Here is a 15,773-nt window from a genome sequence, read left to right as displayed (position 1 = left end):
AGGCATCGGGCGGACAGGTGCGGTGGGCGTCTGTAAAGCGGACGCCTTGTCGCGCGACGGCACGGCAAGGTGGGGTCACGCGGCGCTAACCGAGTACAGCACCGACTGAAAGCACTGTCAATCGCCATATTGAGTGAGAGGCTCGCGTACGGTAGGGTCGGTCGTACCCTTTTGACAGGAGCCGCCGATGCCGTCGCCCCCGGCGCTAGTTACCGCCGCCGAGATCTCCCGCCTGGCCGGGGTGACTCGGGCGACGGTCAGCAACTGGCGACGACGCCACCTGGACTTTCCCGCGCCCGCCGGTGGCACCGACAGCAGTCCCGCGTATGACCTGGACGCGGTACGCGCCTGGCTCGACGCCCGCGGCCTGCTGCCAACCGGCGCCGCCGTCGACGACCTGCGCGCCGCACTACGCGCTCGCCCCGACTCCTCGACAGAGAGCCTGCTGGCGCTGGTCGTGGCCGCGCACCGCCTCGACCGGTCAGCACTCGACGACCTCGCGACTCTGCCCGACCACGACCTGGCCACCCGAGCGGCCACGCTGGCGCCGAGCCCCGGTGCGGTCCCCCGAGGTGCTGACGAGGCCGTGTTGCTCCGTGCGCTGCTGCGGTGTGTACAGAAGGATGGTCCGGTGGTCGCCACCGACGTCCTCGCCGAACACGGCGCGGACGAGCGCACCACGGGCAACTACCGGACACCGGCCCCCGTCGCGGAACTCATGGCAAGCCTGCTCGGCCGACCGCGGGCGTACCCGTCCGATGTATACGACCCGGCCTGCGGCGTCGGGACACTACTCGACGCCGCGCTCCGGCTCGGCGCCCGGCGCGCGTACGGGCAGGACCTGAATCCCGGCCAGGCCGCACAGGCCGCAGCTAGGCTCGACATCGCGGCCGGGCCGGAAACGACCGACATCCGGGCCGGCGACAGCCTCCGCGCCGACGCGTTCACCACCCTCACCACGGCCGCGGCGCTGTGCAACCCCCCGTACGGCAACCGTGACTGGGGGCACGACGAGTTGGCCTACGACCCCCGCTGGGCGTACGGCCTGCCGCCCAAAGGTGAGCCGGAGCTGGCATGGGTCCAGCACTGCCTCGCCCATATCGCGCCCGGAGGGTATGCCGTACTGCTGATGCCACCGGCGGCGGCCGAGCGCCCGCCGGGCCGGCGGCTGCGGGCCGAACTCATCCGCGGCGGTGCCCTGCGCGCAGTGATCGCCCTACCTGCCGGCGCCGCGCCGCCCGCACACGTCGGCCTGCACCTGTGGTTGCTGACCCGGCCCGCCCCCGGCGCCGATCCGCCGGAGACCGTGCTGCTGGTCGACGCCGCCCGCCGAAAGGTGGACGGCTGGGACGCTGTCCGCGACACCGCGTCCACCGCCTGGTGGGACTACAACGACGGCACCTTCGCCGCGGTACCGTCGTTGACCCGCGCGGTGCCGGTGATCGACCTGCTCGCCGGCCCGGTAGACCTCACACCGGCCCGCCACGTTCAATCCGCCCCGACCGCCGTGCGACCCGCCGACCACGCACGGGCCGTCCGGCGTACACGAGCCGACCTGCGACGCGCGGCGAACGCCCTTGCCGAAGCGGCCGCGGACGACGCGCCATGGTCGCCGGCCGGCGACCAGCCCCAGACCTGGCGCACCACCACGGTGGCGGACCTGCTGCGCGGTGGCGCCCTCACGATGCGGCGCGCTGTACCCGCCAGCGGCGCGACTCCGGTCGACATCCAGCCCGGCGACATCCTCCTGCCCGAACTGTTCGCCGGTTCGTACGAGGCGCGGGTGGCCGGCGCAGACGAGGGCGGCACCGCGCTCGGCCGCCAGCGCCTGGCGCTGCGCCCCGACCCGGAACGCCTGGACCCATGGTTCCTCGCCGGCTTCCTCAGCGCCCAGGAGAACGTCAGCGCGGCGACCAGCGGCAGCTCCGTCGTGCGCGTCGACGTCCGCCGCCTCCGCGTGCCCATCATGGCCCTGCCCGAACAACGTCAGTACGGCCTCGCCTTCCGCCGCGTCCACGACCTACGCGCGGTTGCGGAGACGACCAGCCGGCTCGCCGAAGACGTCGCCCACAGCCTCGCTGCTGGCCTGACCACCGGCCTGCTGCTGCCATCCGAACCACCCCAACCGCAAACCCGAAAGTGAGCTGTTGACGTGAGCACCCATCAGGAGTTGGTCGGCCTCGTCTGGCAGGTCGCGGACCTGCTGCGCGGCGACTACAAGCGGTCCGAGTACGGCAAGGTCATGCTGCCGTTGACCGTGCTACGCCGGCTGGACTGCGTCATGGCGCCGACCCGGGAACAGGTGTGGGAACGGGACGCCGCCCTGAAGATGGCCAACAAGGACCAGTTGCTGCGGATCGCCGCCGGCCTGCCGTTCTATAACACGTCGATGCAGGACTTCGCCACCATCGGCGCCTCCGCACCGGACGTGGAGAAGAACCTCATCGACTACATCAACGGCTTCTCCCCCAACGCCCGCGAAATCATCGACAAGTACGAGTTCCACACGCAGATCGCCCGCTTGCGGGGAGCCAAGCTGCTCTACCCCGTGGTCCAGAAGTTCCGCGACATCGACCTCAGCCCCAAGAAGGTCGACAACCACCAGATGGGGTACGTCTTCGAGGAACTGATCCGGCGCTTCTCCGAAATCTCCAACGAGACAGCCGGTGAGCACTTCACCCCGCGCGAGGTCATCCAGCTGATGGTGAACCTACTCATCGGCCAGGACAGCGAACACCTCACCGGAGCACCGGTCATCAACGTGCTCGACCCTGCCTGCGGCACCGGCGGCATGCTGTCAGCCGCAGAGGATGTCATCACCTCGCTCAACCCGAACGCCCGGATACACCTCTTCGGCCAGGAGCTGAATGCCGAGTCGTACGCGATCTGCCGCTCCGACATGATGCTCAAGGGCCAGGACCCGTCGAACATCTACCTGGGCAACTCGTTCAGCGAGGACGGCCACGAGGACAAGCGGTTCGACTACATGCTGGCGAACCCACCGTTCGGCGTGGAGTGGAAGAAGGTCAAGGACGCCGTCGAAGACGAGGCGAAGGTCGGGCACGCGGGCCGCTTCGGCGCTGGCCTGCCGCGTATCAACGATGGGTCGTTCCTCTTCCTCCAGCACATGATCTCCAAAATGGAGCCACCAGACAAAGGCGGCTCCCGCATCGCCATCGTCTTCAACGGCTCCCCCCTCTTCACCGGAGCCGCCGAGTCCGGCGAGTCGAACATCCGGCGCTGGATCCTGGAGAACGACCTGTTGGAGGGCATCGTCGGGCTGCCGGACCAGTTGTTCTACAACACCGGCATCTCCACGTACTTCTGGATCCTGTCCAACCGCAAGCCGGCCAGCCTCCGGCGCAAGGTGATCCTGCTCGACGCCCGCGACCAGTGGATCAAGATGCGCAAGAGCCTCGGCGACAAGCGCAAGATGATCTCCGACGAGCAGATCGCGTACATCACCCGGCTCTACGGCGAGGCACTGACCATCGCGGCCGACGAGTCCCATTCCGACCACGCCAAGGTGAAGGTCTTCCGTACCACCGACTTCGGCTACCGGCGCATCACGGTGGAACGACCCCTCAAGCTCCGCTTCGAGATCACGGAGGAGACGCTCGCAGCGCTCGCCGAGAGCAAGCCGCTCGCCAAGTGGGCGCACCGGGAGTCGCTGTTGGACGCGTTCAAGCCGCTGCTGGGCACGGTGTGGCGCACGGGTGCGGACGCGAAGGACGCGCTGCAGCAGGCGGCTGCCGCCGGTGGAGTGCTGTGGCCGACCGGCGCCCCGGCGAAGGCGGTGATGGATGGGGTCGCGGTGGCCGACCCGGAAGGGGAGTTGCAGGAGGTCAAGGGCGCGGTGCAGCCGGACCCCGACCTGCGCGACTACGAGAACGTTCCGCTGGAGCAGGACATCCACGAGTACTTCGAACACGAGGTCCACCCACACGTCTCTGACGCCTGGATCGACGAGACCAAGACCAAGATCGGGTACGAGATCCCCTTCACCCGCCACTTCTACGTCTACAAGCCGCCTAGGCCCCTCGCCGAAATCGACACCGAACTCCGCAACCTCGAAGCTCAGATCCAGGCCCTGCTGAGCGAGGTGACTTCATGAGGCAACTACGTATGAGGCACGTGGTTCGAAACATTGTCGAGAAGTCGGACGGATCACCTCAACCCTTTGTCGGGCTAGAGTCGATCGAAGGAAATGCGGGCCGACTGAGCGCAGATGAGCTGCCGATCAAGAGCGCGACGGACAGCCTACGTCACCAAAAAGGCGACGTCCTCTTCAGCAAACTGCGTCCGTATCTTGCAAAGTCACTCATGGCAGATAGGCCCGGCACAGGGACGGGTGAACTGCTGGTACTCAGGCCCACTCCGCAAATGGAGCCAAGATACCTTCTCTACATGACACTCTCACGTCCGTGGCTGGAGTGGGCCGAAATGACTTCATACGGGTCCAAAATGCCGAGGACGTCTTGGGATGCAATAGCTGAGTGCCCGCTATGGTTGCCGTCATTCCAGGAGCAGCGACGGATCGCCCACTTCCTCGACACTGAAACAGCCCGCATCGACCGACTGCGCGCCTCAATGATCGATGCCTTGTCGCTCCTAGACGAGCGGGATCGGACGACGATCGACAACGTCTTCCGTGATGGTGACCATTCAAGACAAATCAGGCGTCTTGTAGCAAAATGGATCGACTACCGCGGCGCCACACCGACGAAGACCGAGCATGGTGTGCCGCTTATAACGGCCGGCAATATCTTCAACGGTCGTGTGGATTATGGTCGCTCGCCTGAATTCATTAGTGAGAATGACTACGATAGCTGGATGCGACGCGGCCTTCCTCGTTCGGGGGACGTCTTGCTAACAACAGAGGCACCGTTGGGTGAGGTTGCGATACTGAATGATCCTGCTGTCGCGCTGGCTCAACGAATCATCCTCATACGTCCACATCAGGCCCTGGACGCTCATTGGATTTACTGGTATTTTCGATCTCCCTTAGGGAAGTCGGAACTCCTAAGGCGTGCAACAGGATCGACTGCGCTAGGAATTAAAGCCGACAGGTTGAGATCGGTTCCGGTGCCAGTATTTGACGATGCCGAAAAGCAACAACGAATCAAGAATCTGGAAATTGGTATCAAGTCGACCCTGCGCTTGCGCAGCCCGATTGGGCGGCAGTTGGAGCTGTTGGCTGAGCGGCGGCAGGCGTTGATTACGGCGGCGGTGACCGGGCAGTTCGATGTGACGACCGGGAGGGGAGCCGATCTGTCATGAACGCGAATGTCTATAAGGAAGACGCGTTCGAGAAGGCCATTGTGGACGAGGTGCTCGACAACGGCTGGGTTCGCGGACTTACCAAGGGCGGCTACCGGCCCGACCTCGGCCTCGACACCGGCGAGCTAGACACCTTCGTTGGAAGGACGCAGAAGCCGGCGCTGGACAAGCTCGTCAACGCGTACGGCGATCTGCCCACCGCGCAGCACGAGTTGGCCAAGCGCGTCGCTGCCGAGATCGACAAGCGAGGTGCACTGGATGTGCTGCGCAACGGGGTCAAGGACCGCGGCGTCACCATCCAGCTCTGCTACTTCCGGCCCGGTCACACCCTCGCGGCCGGTGCGCTGGATGAGTACCGCGGCAACCAACTCACCGTGGTCCGGCAGTTGCGGTACTCCGACAAGAGCGGCGACGAGCTGGACCTGGCACTGTTCGTCAACGGCATCCCGATCGCCACCGCCGAGCTAAAGAACACTCTGACCGGGCAGGACGTCGAGAAGGCGAAGCAGCAGTACCGCGAAGACCGCGACGCGAAGGAACTCATCTTCGCGCGGCGTACCCTCGTGCATTTCGCCGTGGACCCGCACCTGGTGTTCCTGACTACCCGGCTGGCTGGGAAAGCGACCCGCTTCCTGCCGTTCAACGTCGGCTCGAATGGGCCGGGTGTGTCCGGCGGCGCCGGGAATCCGCCCGCGCCAGCGGACGGCTACCAGACCTCGTACCTGTGGCGGGAAGTATGGCAGCGGGACAACTTCCTGGAGCTGCTGCAACGCTTCGTGCATGTCGCCGTGCCGAAGAAGGGTAAGGCCAACCCTCACACCAGCCCGCTGATTTTCCCGCGCTACCACCAGTGGCACGCGGTGCGCCGGATGACCGCGCACGCCAGCTGCGAGGGCGCCGGGCACAACTACCTGATCGAGCACTCAGCCGGCTCCGGCAAGTCGAACACGATCGCTTGGCTGGCACACCGTCTGTCCACTTTGCACGATGCGGACAACAAGCCGGTCTTCGACAAGGCTATCGTCATCACCGACCGGGTCGTGCTGGACCGGCAGTTGCAGGACACGATCTACCAGTTCGACCACGTGGCCGGCGTCGTCCGGAAGATCGACGAAGATTCCCAGCAGCTCGCCGACGCGCTGACCGGGTCCGCCGCGCGGGTGATCATCACGACGTTGCAGAAGTTCCCGTTCGTGCTGGACAAGGTGTCCAAGCTTGGCGAACGGCGCTACGCGGTGATTATCGACGAGGCGCACTCGTCGCAGTCTGGGGAATCCGCCAGCGCGTTGAAGAAGGCGCTCGGCAGGTCGGGCTCGGACGATATCGACGACGACGGTGACCTGCTCACCGCCTCCGCACTGGCCCGCGGCCGGCACGGCAACCTGTCGTTCTTCGGGTTCACCGCCACGCCGAAGCAGAAGACGCTGGAACTGTTCGGCACCCGCAACCCGGACACCGACCGGGACGAGCCGTTCCACGTCTACTCGATGCGGCAGGCCATCGACGAGGGCTTCATCTTGGACGTGCTGCGCAATTACATCACGTACGAGGCGCGATGGCGGCTGGCGAACGCGGCGGTGGAGGCCACCGAAACGGCCGACCCGGAGGTCGATCCGAAAAAGGCGAAGGCGAAGCTGGTACGGGCCGCCGAGCTGCACCCCGAGTCGCAGGACCAGCGGGCGCAGATCATCATCGAGCACTTCCGTAACGAGGTCGCCGATCGGATCGGCGGCCGGGCCAAGGCGATGGTGGTGACCCGGTCCCGGGAGCACGCGCTGAAGCTGTACCAGGCGCTGCGCAGGTACCTCGACAAGCGTGGCATCACCGACTGCGCGCCGCTCGTTGCGTTCTCCGGCACGCTGACACTCAAAGACATCGACTACACCGAGCCGAGATTGAACGGCGTCTCGGAGGCGGCACTGCCAGAAGCATTCGCTTACACCAAAGTGGACGATCCGCAGGCCGCAGCGCGCAACCAGACCGAGTACCGCATCCTCGTCGTCGCCGAGAAGTACCAGACCGGCTTCGACCAGCCGCTGCTGGCCGCGATGTACGTGGACAAGCCGCTCGCCGGCGTCGCCGCTGTTCAGACACTGTCCCGGCTCAACCGCACCCACCCCGACAAGACGCAGGACGACGTGTTCGTGCTGGACCTGGCGAACAAGGCGCAGGACATCCAGAAGGCGTTCAAGCCGTACTTCGAAACCACCATCACCGAACCGACCGACCCTAACCTGCTCTACGACAAGCAGCGCGAGGTGATGGACCACCAGCTCCTCGTCGAGTCCGAAATGGACTCGTTCGCGGCAGCGCTGCTCACCGCCGAGAGCACCGGACAGTTGGACGGTGCACACGCGGAGCTGTACCGCTTCCTTCAGCCGGCCGTCGACCGCTTCACCGAGCTGGCGAAGCAGGACCGGGACCGGGCCGAGGAGTTCCGGTCGTCGATCAACGACTACGTCCGCGCGTACGGCTTCTTGGCCCAGGTCATCGGCTACGCCGACCCGGACCTGGAGCGGCTCTACCTGTACAGCCGATTCCTGACACGGCGCCTGCCCCGCGAGCCCGGCGCGGGCGTGGACATCGGCGAGACGACACTGAGCCACCTGCGCATCAACAAGCTGGCCGAGGAGAACCTGTCGCTGCAGCCGTCCGGCGCCCACCTCATCCCCGGCTTTTCACCCGACGGCGGGGCGGCCCGCGAGGTCGAGGAGCAACCGCTCAGCGAGGTGATCGAGGAGCTGAACCAGCGCTTCGGCTACGACCTCAGCACCTCCGACCAGATCCTGCTGGTACAGCAGATCATCTCGCTGGCCGAGGACGAGAACATGCAGCAGGTCGCGCTGAACAACGACATCGCCCGCTTCGGCCAGGTCGCGGACCCGGAACTCGACAACATCGTGGCCCGCAACCACGACCGCAACACCACGTTCGTCGGCCGGTACTTCGACAATCCGGAATTCCAGGCCGCGGTCAAGCAGGAGGCGCGGCGCCGTGCGTACGACTTGATTTTGAGCCCCTCTCGGACCGAAGCGTTGCGTAAGCTACGCACCCAGGTCGCCCGCGACGCCGTAGAAGGGTGACCGGCCGGGAGGTGGCAGTGACCGACGTGTCGGATGAAGAATGGGTCTTCGGGGACCGTTACCGAGTCGACGCGCCCATCGGCAGCGGCGGCATGGGCGCCGTCTGGAGCGGCTACGACCAGCATCTGGACCGCCGGGTCGCGATCAAGCTCATGCGCAACGCGCCCGCGACGCCGGTCGACCTCGGCGACGCCGAAGGCGCCGCCCTCGCCAAGGCCGCGGCAGCGGACCGGGAACGGTTCCTGCGAGAGATCCGCACCACCGCGCGACTCGAACTGCCAGGCATACCTGCCGTGTACGACTTCGGCGTCGAAGAGACCACCGGCCGGATCTACCTGGTCATGCAACTGGTGTACGGGCAGACGCTGACCGAGATGATCGACTCCCGTGACTACGCGGCTGAGCCCTGGCCCGTCTCCTGGGCAGCGGCGATCGCCGCGCAGGTGGCCGCCACCCTGGTCGACGTACACCGGGTCGACGTCGTCCACCGCGACATCAAACCGGCCAACCTGATGGTCACCGACGGCGGGCTCGTGAAGGTGCTCGACTTCGGCGTGGCCATCCTCCGCGGCGCGAGTGCCCTGCCGAAGCTGACCCAAGTCGGCATGACCGTCGGCAGCCCGCCATACATGCCGCCGGAGCAGGTGGTCGGCAACCCGGTCGGACCCGCCAGCGACGTGTACGCCCTCGGCTGCGTGCTGTACGAGACCCTCACCGGCCGGGTCCCGTTCGTCGAGACGACGAACCGGTCCTATCAGGACCAACACATCAACGCCCCCGCCCCGTCGGCACGCGCCGTCCATCCAGACGTACCTGCCGACATCGACGCCCTGATCGCGGCGATGCTGGCGAAACGGCCGACCGACCGGCCCGCCGCGACGGCCGTCTACGAGACCCTGCTTCCGTTCGCTGCTCACCCCGACGCGGCAACCGACGCGAGCGGCCGCGACCCTCGCCGGCCATTCGTCCGCCCGCTCGCCCCAGCGTCCCGCCGCAGCACGCCCGCCGCCCGGCAGGCGCCACGGGCAGTAGCACCGCTGAGCATGGACGAGGCCGACGACATCCGGGAACGGGTCGCGAACCTGGTGCGGGAATCACAGTTCCAGCACGCCATCGACCTGCTCGACGAGGCCGTCGTCCGAGCGGCCGCAGAACCGGACCTCAAGCTGGATATGCAGGTCGTGCTGGTATCCACCCTGTGGTTCGCCGATGAGTTCCGGCGGGTCGCCGCCATCCTGGACGAGATCCTGCCCAAGCTCGACGACAGCCCGGACAGCGCGATCCTGCACTACTACGCCGGCGTCAGCCACGCCGAAACCGGAAACGTCGAACCAGCCATCACCTCGCTCAAGCTCTTCCTGGACCGCACCGAGCCATACGACCCGCTGTTCCGGGACGCGACGTACCGGCTCGGCATGCTGTTACCTGCGGCTGGTCGTGCGATCGATGGTCTGCGGCTGCTGGAGGCGCTACGGCCCGGCCTGGTCGCCGAGTACGGGCCGGACTCGGTCCACGTGAACACGTTGGACCGGCGCATCGCCCACATCCGAGGTGAACAGCGCGGTCGGTGAACGATGTCGCAACTCGGGTAGACGGGTTACCGCACGCCTGCGCGCATGCGGTCGGGCATCAGGTCGCACAGCAGACGGTACGTCTCCTTGTCGAGGTCTTCGGGGACTTCGGCTTCGCGGACGCGGATCAGCTCGCCGAGTATCTGTTCGAGTTCGGCGGTGTTTCCTTCGGCTGCGGCGACGCGCAGGAGGTCGCGCCAGGTGATGTCGCTGCTGCGGTCGGGGTCGGCGAGCCATGCCTGGTCGACGGCCCACCGGGCATCGGGAAGGTCGCCAGCGTCGAGGCACAGCTCCGCGAAGCGGTGTGCGGTGTCCACTACCGCCGCAGCGAGGTGGTAGGGAGTGATTTCGGACTTGGGTAGCCATGGATACGGGTTGCGGGCGACCGGGGAGTACGCGATGTCGGCCCCGGCCAGCGGCGCTCCACGTACGAGGGCGAGGGCTTGGCGGAGATCTCCGGCGCCGGCTGGTCCGCGTGCCTCGCCGCAGCTGCGTAGCCGCCGGAACAGGTGCCAGTCGAGAAGGTATCCGTCGCGTAGGTGGTACCGGCGGTCGGTGGTGGCGTCGGGCAGCCACGGCTCGCCGTCGGTTGTTACGCCGAGCCAGCGGCGGGCTCGTGCGACGGCGACTCGGCGGCTGGTTGCCTGGGGTTGCTGTCCTGGCCACAGCGCCTCATCGAACTGGTCGGCGGTGGCGCCGCGAGCACCGCGGGCGGCGAGGTAAATGATGATCTCGGCGTAGAAGCGCAGCCGTTCCGACGGTTGGTGGCCGGAAGCTTCGACTGTGGCGGGTCCGAGGATGGCGATCCTCGGGCGGGTGGGATCAGCGTCGATCCAGGCACCGAGGTCGGCGTCCAGGGTTGGGTCACTGTGGCGGCGGCGGGCCGGCGCGGTGACCGTCTTGCGCGCTGGGCCTTGGCTGCCATCCAATGGCAGGACTGTCGGCACTCGGGCGGCCTCGTCGACGGTTCTGCTGGTCTCCGCGCCCGCGTGGGGCGGCGGCGGTATGGGGTTGGCCGCTGGTTCGGGCTCCTGCGGTACTCCCGCAGGGCGCTCGTCGTCGGTGAGACCGTACGCGTCTGGCCGGCGGGCCTCAGTGGTGGAGGAAGCCTCGCCGACCGGTTCGTGGAGCAGCCCGCCAGCGGCGTCGGTGCCCGCTGCCCACGGCTCGACCTCCGGCGCGGCAGGCACTCGCGGCCAGCCGGTTCCCTCGTCAGCGTTGGCTCCGTGGGCCGGATCAGGCTGGGGGGTGTGGCGGCGGGCGGTGTCGAGCAGGTCGGCGAGGTTGCAGAGTTCCGTCCGGGGCAGCCCGGCGGTGGTGAGGCTTGCGTCGTCGCCGGTCATGCCGAGGAACGGGATGGTAAGCCGACCGTTCGCGTCGACGGAGATGGGCCAGCGGCCGACGTTCCGCGCGGTCGTGACCACGACGGCAACCGCGCAGCGGCCGGCTGCGGACAGGTCGCTGTCGAGGGCTTCCAGCGCGGCGATCTCGTCCGGGCCGGGGGCTTTGGCCAGCAGGACCTGCGGCATCCAGGCATCGGCGGCGATGTCAGCGATCCGTCCGGCAAGCGGGTCGCCCGCGTCGAGGTGGTCCAATGACTGGACCACTTGCGACGCGCGGCGGCGGATGCGTTCGATGGCCACGCCGATATTCGGAGCGGCCTCGATACGGTCACCGCCCAACGCGATGAGTTCGCCGGTCTCGGCTGCGTCGAACCCGGCGACGGTGATCTCGACGTGGTCACTCCATGCGTTGCACGCCAACTCCGCGGCGAGGTACCGGAGCAGATCGTCGGCTCGATCTTGGTCGCCGGTGACGGCGAGTACGCCGAGCCGCTCCAGGTCGAGCAGTAGGTGCATGCCCGGCCGGGAACCGACGGCGGCGAGAGTCGGTAGCGGAGCGAGTTGCCCATCGCTGTCAGGCAGGTCGATGTCGCCAGGCAGCGTCCAGTTGAGCTGGTTGCCGCCCCATGGAGCCGGCGGGTCGGAGCAGGGTTGGGTGAGCAGCAGGTTGACGGTGTCGCCGTGTAGCCAGGCGCCGACGATGTCGGGCATACGTTCGGTCGGGCGGTCGGCGAGGCCAGCGGCGAGCACACGCAGTGCGTGGTCGAGGCGTTCGACAGCGACAGGTTGAGCGACTACGCGTAGTTGTGTCTCCGCCTTCGGTTCGACGGGTGTGGGAAGGCGGCGGCCGACGGGGCGGTGCTGCTCCTGGCGGCGCCGGTTGCGTCGCAGCACGGTCAGCAGCAGCGCGGCGAGCAGACCGGCGCCGAACAGCGGAACGCCTATCAGGAGCGCGTTGTCGAGCATGCTGTCGTCCTCACCGGGTTGGTGACCGTCCGGCGTGGCAGCCTGTGGTGCCGGGGTGCGCTCGGGGACGGCCTGGCCGGTGCTGGCCGCGCCTCGGGTGGGGCTTGCGGTCGCGCTCGGGCTGGTGGTGGCTGTGGGGCGCCGGCTGGCCGAAGGACTGGGCGCGGTCGGGGCGGTGCTCGGTGCGCCTGGGCCGGCGCCGCCGGCCGAAGGCGGGCCGCCTGGTACGGCGCCTGTGGACGGTGGCGCGGGGCTGACGATGGTGCCGGTTGCGTGCGTGCGGGGACCACGGTCGCGTGCTTCGTTGGGGAGTACAAGCCGGTCGTTTGCAAGGATCAGGTCAGGGAAGCGGCCATCGCGCTTCTCGTACTTCGGGTTGAGATCCCGGATTTCGGTGTATCGCTCGGGGTCGCCGAGGAACCGTTCGGCGATGAACCACATCCAGTCGTCTTCGGCGACCTCGTACACCAGCGCGGTAACCGGAGCGTCCACAGTGGTGCTTTGGGCGACCGGGGTGAGTCCTGCTGTCCGCGCGATGGTGGTGGTCGGGATTCGCACCGTCCAGCCTGGGTAGACACGGGTGTCGCCAGGGTTCAGCACGCGCCCGTCCGGCTGCGCCAGTCCGTAGGTGGCCGCCGCGATGGCATGCCACTGGTACTTGTCGCCGAGGTAGCGCTCCGCCAGCGCCGGCATCTGCTCGCCAGGGCGCACGTGGTGCTCGATGTAGCGGCTCGCCGTGACTGGTTCGACCGTCGTTGCCGTGGTGGTTGTCGTGACAGTGTCGGCAGACACGGTGGCGACCGCCGGGGCGACCGCTGCGGGGGCCGCGCGTACCGGTGTGGCGGTGGCGCTGGCAATCGCTGGCGAGGTGAGCATCGCGGCGATCGCGGCGATCAGGCCGGCGGCGATGTGCCGCTGCCAGGTCGGTCCGGGCAGCCGCCAACCACGCCATGCGGCCAGGATCTCGGCGAGCACCGCCCAGAGGAAGGTTGCCCAGGCCAGCCAGCCGACGAGGCACAGCACCCGCACGAACAAGGTGCCGTCGTCCGGACTGGTCAGCTCCTGCGGCGTCGGAAACGGCGGACCTAGGAAACGCCACGCGACCGCCAGCACCATGGGTACGGCCACCAGCAGGGCGGCCAGCGCGGCCAGAGCCGCCAAGCCGACGAGGACCCGGCCGACGCGGCGTCCAGCCCGCGTGGTGTGGCGCGGCACCATTCTCCCTCCCTACCGGTGTCTCGTGTCACTACGTTTCGACCAGGACGGCAGTTGCCTGCCGGGTGGCCGGCAGAGTGTCGAGGCCGACCAAGCCCAGGAACACCGTGGTGTAGGTGATCGTGACGGTGACGGTGATCTGCATGCGGTCTTGAGACACGACCACGGCGCCGGTCTCGCCAGCGGCGGCCAGGTAGATCTGTGCGGCGGCGACCGCCGGCCCGGGGTCGACCAGCTTGTCTCCGCCGGGGATTGCCTCCGAGCCTTGGACGGCCTGCCCGGCGGCGCGGGCTGCTTCGGCGGCGAGGTTGTCGGCGCGGCGCAGGGCCCGGACCTTGCCCCCGCCGTCAACGGACAACCCGATCATTGCAAGCACGGCGAAGGTCAGGACGATAACCAGCAGTGAGATACGGCCCTCGTCGCGGGGTGCCTGCCGGCTCCATTTGCCGCTCATGATCTTGTCCGAAAGTTGTCGAGCGCGCTGACAAACGTGTAATTGATCGTCTTGGACCCGGGTAGGCCGTCGGCGGCCAAGTCGCTGAAGTCGATGACACAGGTTACGGACACGCTGACGGTGGCGGGTTGACCGATTTGTACGTCGAAGCCAGCCAGGTTCGCGGCCACAGTGAGGCGGGCGCAATGCAGTCCTTCCTGGCTGAGGGTGGCGCTGGCGGCGGCGTACGCCGCCTGACTGGCCTCGGCCTTGGTGCGTGAGATCGACGCGGCGCGGGCGGCGTCGTGGGCCGCCTCTTCGACCGCGCCACCCGCGACCTGGATCCGCCCACCGACGATCGCGGCACCGATCAGAATCAACAGCCACGGCGCGATGATCGCCGCCTCGATCGCTGCCGATCCCCGGTCCGCATGTCGCCGCATGGTCATGGTGCGGTCACCCGTTCCACGGTGCCGTGCACGGTCGCGCTGACCTTGAACGCGTTGCAGAAGCCGGGAAGCACGGACAGACACTTGCCAGTGACGGTGGCCTGGACCTGCTGGCCGTCGGTGGTGACGGTGACGGTGGTATCGGTCAGCCCGTCGCCGGTGGAGGCCGTGAACGCGTTCGCTTCGGCGACGCCCGCGCCCGCTGGGGCGTTGTAGGCGCGTTGGGCATCTGCTGCCTCGGCGGCGGCAGCGTGCGCGATCGAGCGCGCCCAGAAGTACGTGGACGCCTGGATGGCGGTGAAGATGATGGCCATGACGGCGGTGGCGGTGATGGCGAACTCGATAGACGCCGACCCGCGGTCGCGCGGCCGGCCCGGTCCAGGCCCGGCCAGGCGAAGTCGCGGCGCGGCGTGCGTAATCATTTGATGTTGGGGATTCGGTTGTTGATGGCCAGTGTGATAGCTCCGGCGACGAGGCCAGCCACGGCGATCGCGAGCAGCGCGAAGATCGCCCACTCAATCGCGGTGGCGCCAGTGTCGTCGTCGCGCGCTGCCTGCCAACGCGCGCGCAGCAGGGTGACTGCGGCGCCGACCAGCTGGTGCATCGTGCTTCTCCCCTCTTCCCGGGTTCGAGGCCGGGACGCTCTCAGGTGGTGACGAGGCGGACCAGGAACGGGTACGCCGCGATGATGAACAGCACGAACACGAGCAGGCTGGTGGGGATGTAAAGGACGGTGGTGGCGGTGTTGGCCCGCTCTTCCCCCTTGGCCAGGATCGCGGCGCGCAGCGACTCGGCCCGGCTGCGCAGGGTGTCGTAGACCTGGGCGCCTTCGTCGCCGACCAGCGTCATGATTTCTCCGACGTCGCCGAGGTCCGGTACGCCGATCTCGGCCGCGACGGCTTTGAGTCCGTCCCACGGCGGTTCCAGCCGCAGCCGGGAAGTCTCCAACGACTCGCGGATGCGCCGCGACACCCAGCCGCCACCGACGGCGGCGGCGCGCTCCAGAGCCTCGGTAGGGCCGCGGGAGGCGGCCAGCTCCAGCGCGATGAGGTCGAGATGGACGGCGACGTGCCGGGAGAACTCCTCACGAGCCTCGGCGGCGCGCTGGCGCACCGACACGTCGACCAGGAAGAAGAACAGCACGGCGAGCAGGACGCCGACCACGGCGGGGATCGCGACGCCGAACCACAGGCCGCTCAGGGCGAGAATGAGGCTGAACACCGACGGAAAAACGAAGCCCAACAGCGTGAAGGCGATCTTCTCGCTGACGTACCGTTCCGGACTGCGGCCGATCAGAGCGAGTTCGCGGTGCGGCACCCGCAACCGGCCGCCGATCACAGCTAGTGCGCTGACCAGAAACGTTCACCGGGTTTGCTGACACGCCGGGCGTGGTCGGTCGGTTCCGGTTAGATCGCCTGCACGCTCGATAGCGA

General features: G+C 67.7%; 11 protein-coding genes. 5 read left to right on the top strand and 6 right to left on the bottom strand.

Annotation, left to right across the window (positions count from 1 at the left end):
- Positions 1-187: 187 nt before the first annotated feature.
- From QMG73_RS25430 to QMG73_RS25410, 5 genes are read left to right on the top strand one after another with little or no spacing between them, the layout of a single operon-like run.
- Positions 188-2,143, top strand: a complete 1,956-nt coding sequence (locus tag QMG73_RS25430; RefSeq protein ID WP_281899715.1) for an N-6 DNA methylase — start codon at positions 188-190, stop codon at positions 2,141-2,143.
- Positions 2,144-2,152: 9 nt separating this feature from the next.
- Positions 2,153-4,114 carry a type I restriction-modification system subunit M gene (locus QMG73_RS25425; protein WP_281899714.1) on the top strand — a complete coding sequence of 654 codons (1,962 nt, stop codon included), beginning with the start codon at positions 2,153-2,155 and terminating at the stop codon, positions 4,112-4,114.
- Complete coding sequence (locus tag QMG73_RS25420) at positions 4,111-5,280, top strand: restriction endonuclease subunit S (protein ID WP_281899712.1); 1,170 nt, start codon at positions 4,111-4,113, stop codon at positions 5,278-5,280. The genes QMG73_RS25425 and QMG73_RS25420 overlap by 4 nt, the downstream gene beginning before the upstream one ends.
- On the top strand, positions 5,277-8,363 hold the full coding sequence (locus QMG73_RS25415; protein WP_281899711.1) for a type I restriction endonuclease subunit R: 3,087 nt from the start codon (positions 5,277-5,279) through the stop codon (positions 8,361-8,363). The genes QMG73_RS25420 and QMG73_RS25415 overlap by 4 nt, the downstream gene beginning before the upstream one ends.
- Before the next feature lie 17 nt (positions 8,364-8,380).
- Positions 8,381-9,934 (top strand): serine/threonine-protein kinase, encoded by a 1,554-nt coding sequence (locus QMG73_RS25410; protein ID WP_281899709.1) that lies wholly within the window; start codon positions 8,381-8,383, stop codon positions 9,932-9,934.
- 26 nt (positions 9,935-9,960) lie between these two features.
- Here the strand turns inward: QMG73_RS25410 and QMG73_RS25405 are convergent, their stop codons facing one another.
- The 6 genes from QMG73_RS25405 to QMG73_RS25380 are packed head-to-tail and all read right to left on the bottom strand — an operon-like array spanning position 9,961 to position 15,678.
- Positions 9,961-13,461: a LysM peptidoglycan-binding domain-containing protein gene (locus QMG73_RS25405; protein ID WP_281899707.1), complete on the bottom strand. Its 3,501-nt coding sequence runs from the start codon at positions 13,459-13,461 to the stop codon at positions 9,961-9,963.
- Between the two features lie 28 nt (positions 13,462-13,489).
- Positions 13,490-13,912 carry a pilus assembly protein TadG-related protein gene (locus QMG73_RS25400; protein ID WP_281899705.1) on the bottom strand — a complete coding sequence of 141 codons (423 nt, stop codon included), beginning with the start codon at positions 13,910-13,912 and terminating at the stop codon, positions 13,490-13,492.
- Positions 13,909-14,340: a TadE/TadG family type IV pilus assembly protein gene (locus QMG73_RS25395; RefSeq protein WP_281899704.1), complete on the bottom strand. Its 432-nt coding sequence runs from the start codon at positions 14,338-14,340 to the stop codon at positions 13,909-13,911. Before QMG73_RS25395 ends, QMG73_RS25400 begins: the two co-directional genes overlap by 4 nt.
- On the bottom strand, positions 14,337-14,762 hold the full coding sequence (locus QMG73_RS25390) for a TadE family protein (protein ID WP_281899703.1): 426 nt from the start codon (positions 14,760-14,762) through the stop codon (positions 14,337-14,339). Before QMG73_RS25390 ends, QMG73_RS25395 begins: the two co-directional genes overlap by 4 nt.
- Complete coding sequence (locus tag QMG73_RS25385) at positions 14,759-14,944, bottom strand: hypothetical protein (protein WP_281899702.1); 186 nt, start codon at positions 14,942-14,944, stop codon at positions 14,759-14,761. The genes QMG73_RS25390 and QMG73_RS25385 overlap by 4 nt, the downstream gene beginning before the upstream one ends.
- Positions 14,945-14,985: 41 nt before the next feature.
- Positions 14,986-15,678, bottom strand: coding sequence for a type II secretion system F family protein (locus tag QMG73_RS25380; RefSeq protein WP_281899700.1), 693 nt, complete (start codon positions 15,676-15,678; stop codon positions 14,986-14,988).
- Between the last annotated feature and the right edge of the window lie 95 nt (positions 15,679-15,773).

The organism is Phytohabitans aurantiacus (assembly GCF_027923225.1).
GTDB lineage: Bacteria > Actinomycetota > Actinomycetes > Mycobacteriales > Micromonosporaceae > Phytohabitans > Phytohabitans aurantiacus.
Note: the sequence above shows the minus strand (reverse complement) of the source record. Positions and strands in the feature narration are given on the sequence as shown.